Annotated in this window: 3 protein-coding genes; all 3 read right to left on the bottom strand. The window is 63.9% G+C overall.

Features of this window, described 5'->3' with window-relative positions:
• On the bottom strand, nucleotides 1–960 hold a 960-nt coding region (locus VIM98_RS00735), incomplete at its 3' end, for a Tex-like N-terminal domain-containing protein (RefSeq protein ID WP_331991172.1).
• Nucleotides 961–1,121: 161 nt separating this feature from the next.
• The gene (locus tag VIM98_RS00730) at nucleotides 1,122–1,925 is read right to left on the bottom strand and encodes an RDD family protein (RefSeq protein WP_331991171.1); all 804 of its coding nucleotides are present in this window, start codon (nucleotides 1,923–1,925) and stop codon (nucleotides 1,122–1,124) included.
• 219 nt (nucleotides 1,926–2,144) lie between these two features.
• On the bottom strand, nucleotides 2,145–3,315 hold a 1,171-nt coding region (gene mnmG / locus VIM98_RS00725), incomplete at its 5' end, for a tRNA uridine-5-carboxymethylaminomethyl(34) synthesis enzyme MnmG (protein ID WP_331991170.1).

The following is a 3,315-nucleotide window of genomic DNA, read 5'->3' as shown; positions in this document are numbered from 1 at the left end:
GGCGGGTGCGGCCAGCAAGAGATCCTTGAGGTTCTCGCCGAATACACGGATCGCCTCGTCCTCGGCGGTTTCGCGGACCTTGCCGAACAAATCGAGCGTCAGGTGCAGATGCAACTTGACGCGCCAGGTGAGGCGTACCGTTTCGCGCAGCCAGGCATCGGCGGCGCGACCGCGGTCGAAGATGCCGGCATGCCCGGCAACGCGGCTTTCGCCTTCGGCGTGGCCTTGCTCGGCGTCCAGCGCCGGTGCGAGTTCCAGTTCGATCACCCCTTCGTTGCGCGCGCGCATCAATGCGAGCAAGCGGTGCGAGGGAATTTTGGCGATCGGTTCGACGTGGTCGAAATAGTCGCGGAACTTGGCGCCTTCATTTTCCTTGCCCGCGACGACCTTGGCGCGGATCTGGCCCTTGTCCCACAGCCAGTCGCGCAGCTCGCCGACCAGGTGCGCGTCCTCGGCGATCGATTCCATCAGGATGGCGCGCGCGCCGTCGAGCGCGGCACGCACATCGGCGACGCCCTTGTCGGCATCCACATAGTCCGCCGCGAGCGTCTCGGGCGACTGGGTGGGATCGTCGCGCAGCGTGGTCGCCAGCGGTTCCAATCCTGCCTCGCGCGCGATCTGCGCCTTGGTGCGGCGCTTGGGCTTGTAGGGCAGGTAGAGGTCTTCCAGTCGCGCCTTGGTGTCGGCGTCTAGAATGTCGCGCTTCAGGGCGTCGGTCAGCTTGCCCTGTTCCTCGATGCTGGCCAGGATCGCGCCGCGTCGGTCTTCCAGCTCGCGCAGGTAACGCAGGCGTTCTTCGAGCAGGCGCAACTGCGTGTCGTCCAGTCCGCCGGTGGCTTCTTTGCGGTAGCGCGCAATGAACGGCACGGTGGCGCCCCCGTCGAGCAAGTCGACAGCAGCGTGTACTTGCTCGGGCTTGGCGGCGATGTCCTGGGCGATGCGTTGTTCGATGCTGAGCATGAGTCTGTAAACGTTCCTTTGGAGGTCTGCACCGGCGCGGGCGGTTAAGTTCCCGTGCCGGACCGGACATCATACAAGGTCGTCCAAGCCGTATAAAAAGCACTGCCGCATAAAAAACGCGCCGGCAAGCGGCGCGTTTGCGAAGTCAGGCACGGCCGGGCTTATGCGTCGAATGAGCCGTTGGTCGAGGTATGGCTGCTGGTCCGGCTCGATTGCGCCGTCTGTGCGCTGACCCGGCCGTTGAGCACCAGCGTGCTGGCGACCATGTCGTGCAACCCTTGTTTGCGCTGCGTCCAGGCGACCGGCAGATAACAAATCAAGGCCAGCAGCCCGCTCAGCAGATTCAACAGCCGTACGGCGTTGCGCAGCGCACTGCGGCCGATCGACAGGCGTTGACCATTGAGGTCGGTCACGCGGATACCCAGCGCCAGCTTGCCCGGGGTTGCCTGCCATTTGGACGCTTCGAACAACGAGTAGTACAAGAAACCCAGCAGTACCACTGCGATCGATGCCGGGCGTGTGGCCTCGGCGTAGGCCTTCATCGCTTCGGTCATTTCCGGGCCGGCCGTCATGCCCTCGCGGATATGCCCCAGCAGTGTCATGTATGCCGTGAACCCACCCATCGACTGATAAATGATGGCTGCCGGTATCAGCAGAACGGCCAGGTCGATCACCCAGGCACCGAAGCGTTGCCAGAAGCCGGCGTAGTCTTCCAGCGCCGTCGTAGTAACGGCCTGCGGCATCGGCGGTGCGCTGTAGGGCGAGGCAGGGGTGCTCTGCATCGGCGGCGGCGCTGCGGAAGGGCGTTCTTCGGGGAACAGCACCGATAGCGGCTGCCAGTCGGCCAGCCCTTCGTACCAACCCAGATCGTCGCGCGATACCTGCCCGCTGCGCAGCCACTGCCTGACATCGCCTTCCTTGTACGGGCCGTGGCGCTCGCCATCCCGTCCGATCCAGATTTCCATCGTAGGACTCCGCGTCAATGGGGGTAAAACGTGGATGATGCCATGCTTGCGTGATGGTGTGAGACTGCTGAAGTCGTTCGGGTCGCCAGAAGGGGTGAGGGACGAGTAGCGAGGGCGCTATTGTCCGGCTGCAGCGATAACTGTAAGCGTACGAAGTGCGCTTCCGTCAGTTTCGTTGTGCGTCGGTATTCGGGCTTGCGCCCTCGCCCCTGACGGGAGTTAAGCGGCCGCCTTCCTCTTCAAATGCACTAAAAGCAGCGAGATAGCCGCAGGCGTCACGCCGCTGATGCGTGATGCCTGGCCGACTGTTGCCGGCTGGCTGCGTTTGAGCTTGAGCAGGACCTCGGCCGACAGTCCGCGTACCTTGTCGTAATCGAAGTTCGCGGGGATCGCGGTGTGCTCGTGGCGCCGCTGGCGCTCGATTTCCTCGTGTTGCCGCTCCAGGTAGCCGGCGTACTTGGTTTGCACTTCGACCTGCGCGGCGACATCCTCGCGCTCCACTCCGGGGCCGAGCTCGGTGACTTCCATCAGCCTTGCATAGTCGAGTTCGGGGCGGCGCAGCAGATCGAGCGCGTTCGTCTCACGGCTGACCGCGATGCCGAGCTGGCGCTCGATCGCTGCGCCCAGCGCATTGGTCGGAGCTGCCCAGAGCGTGCCCAATCGCTGTGTTTCGCGCTCGACCGCCTCGCGCTTTGCGCGCAATGCATCGAACCGCTCGCTCGGTACGACGCCGAGCGCATGGCCGGTTTCGGTCAAGCGCAGATCGGCGTTGTCTTCGCGCAGATGCAGGCGGTACTCCGCACGCGAGGTGAACATGCGATACGGCTCGATCGTACCGTTGCTGGTCAGGTCGTCGATCAGCACGCCGATATAGGCCTCGTCGCGACGCGGATACCAGGGCGACTTGCCCTGTACGGCGAGCGCCGCATTGAGTCCGGCGATCAGACCTTGCGCACCTGCCTCCTCATAGCCGGTCGTGCCGTTGATCTGGCCGGCGAAATACAAGCCCGGAATGCTTTTGGTCTCGAGCCACGGATGCATGCCGCGTGGGTCGAAATAGTCGTATTCGATGGCGTAGCCGGGGCGCGTGATGTGTGCGCGCTCGAAGCCCGGGATCGAATGCACCAGGGCCAACTGCACGTCGTACGGCAGCGAGGTGGAAATCCCATTGGGATAGATCTCGAAGGTATCCAGGCCTTCGGGCTCGATAAAGATCTGATGCGACGACTTCTCGGCGAAGCGCACCACCTTGTCCTCGATCGAAGGGCAGTAGCGCGGGCCGATGCCTTCGATCTGACCGGTATAGAGCGGAGAGCGGTCCAGCGCGCCTCGGATGACCTCGTGGGTGCGCTCGCTGGTGTGGGTAATCCAGCAACTGACCTGGCGGGGG

Origin of the sequence: Dyella sp., assembly GCF_036568765.1 — a bacterium.
Taxonomy (GTDB): domain Bacteria; phylum Pseudomonadota; class Gammaproteobacteria; order Xanthomonadales; family Rhodanobacteraceae; genus GSA-30.
The sequence above is the reverse complement of the archived record's forward strand: the minus strand, read 5'-3'. Positions and strand labels throughout refer to the sequence as shown.

Excerpts from the sequence above, each read along its gene's own strand:
- VIM98_RS00730 (WP_331991171.1), bottom strand. The coding sequence starts at position 1,925 with ATGGAAATCTGGATCGGACGGGATGGCGAGCGCCACGGCCCGTACAAG.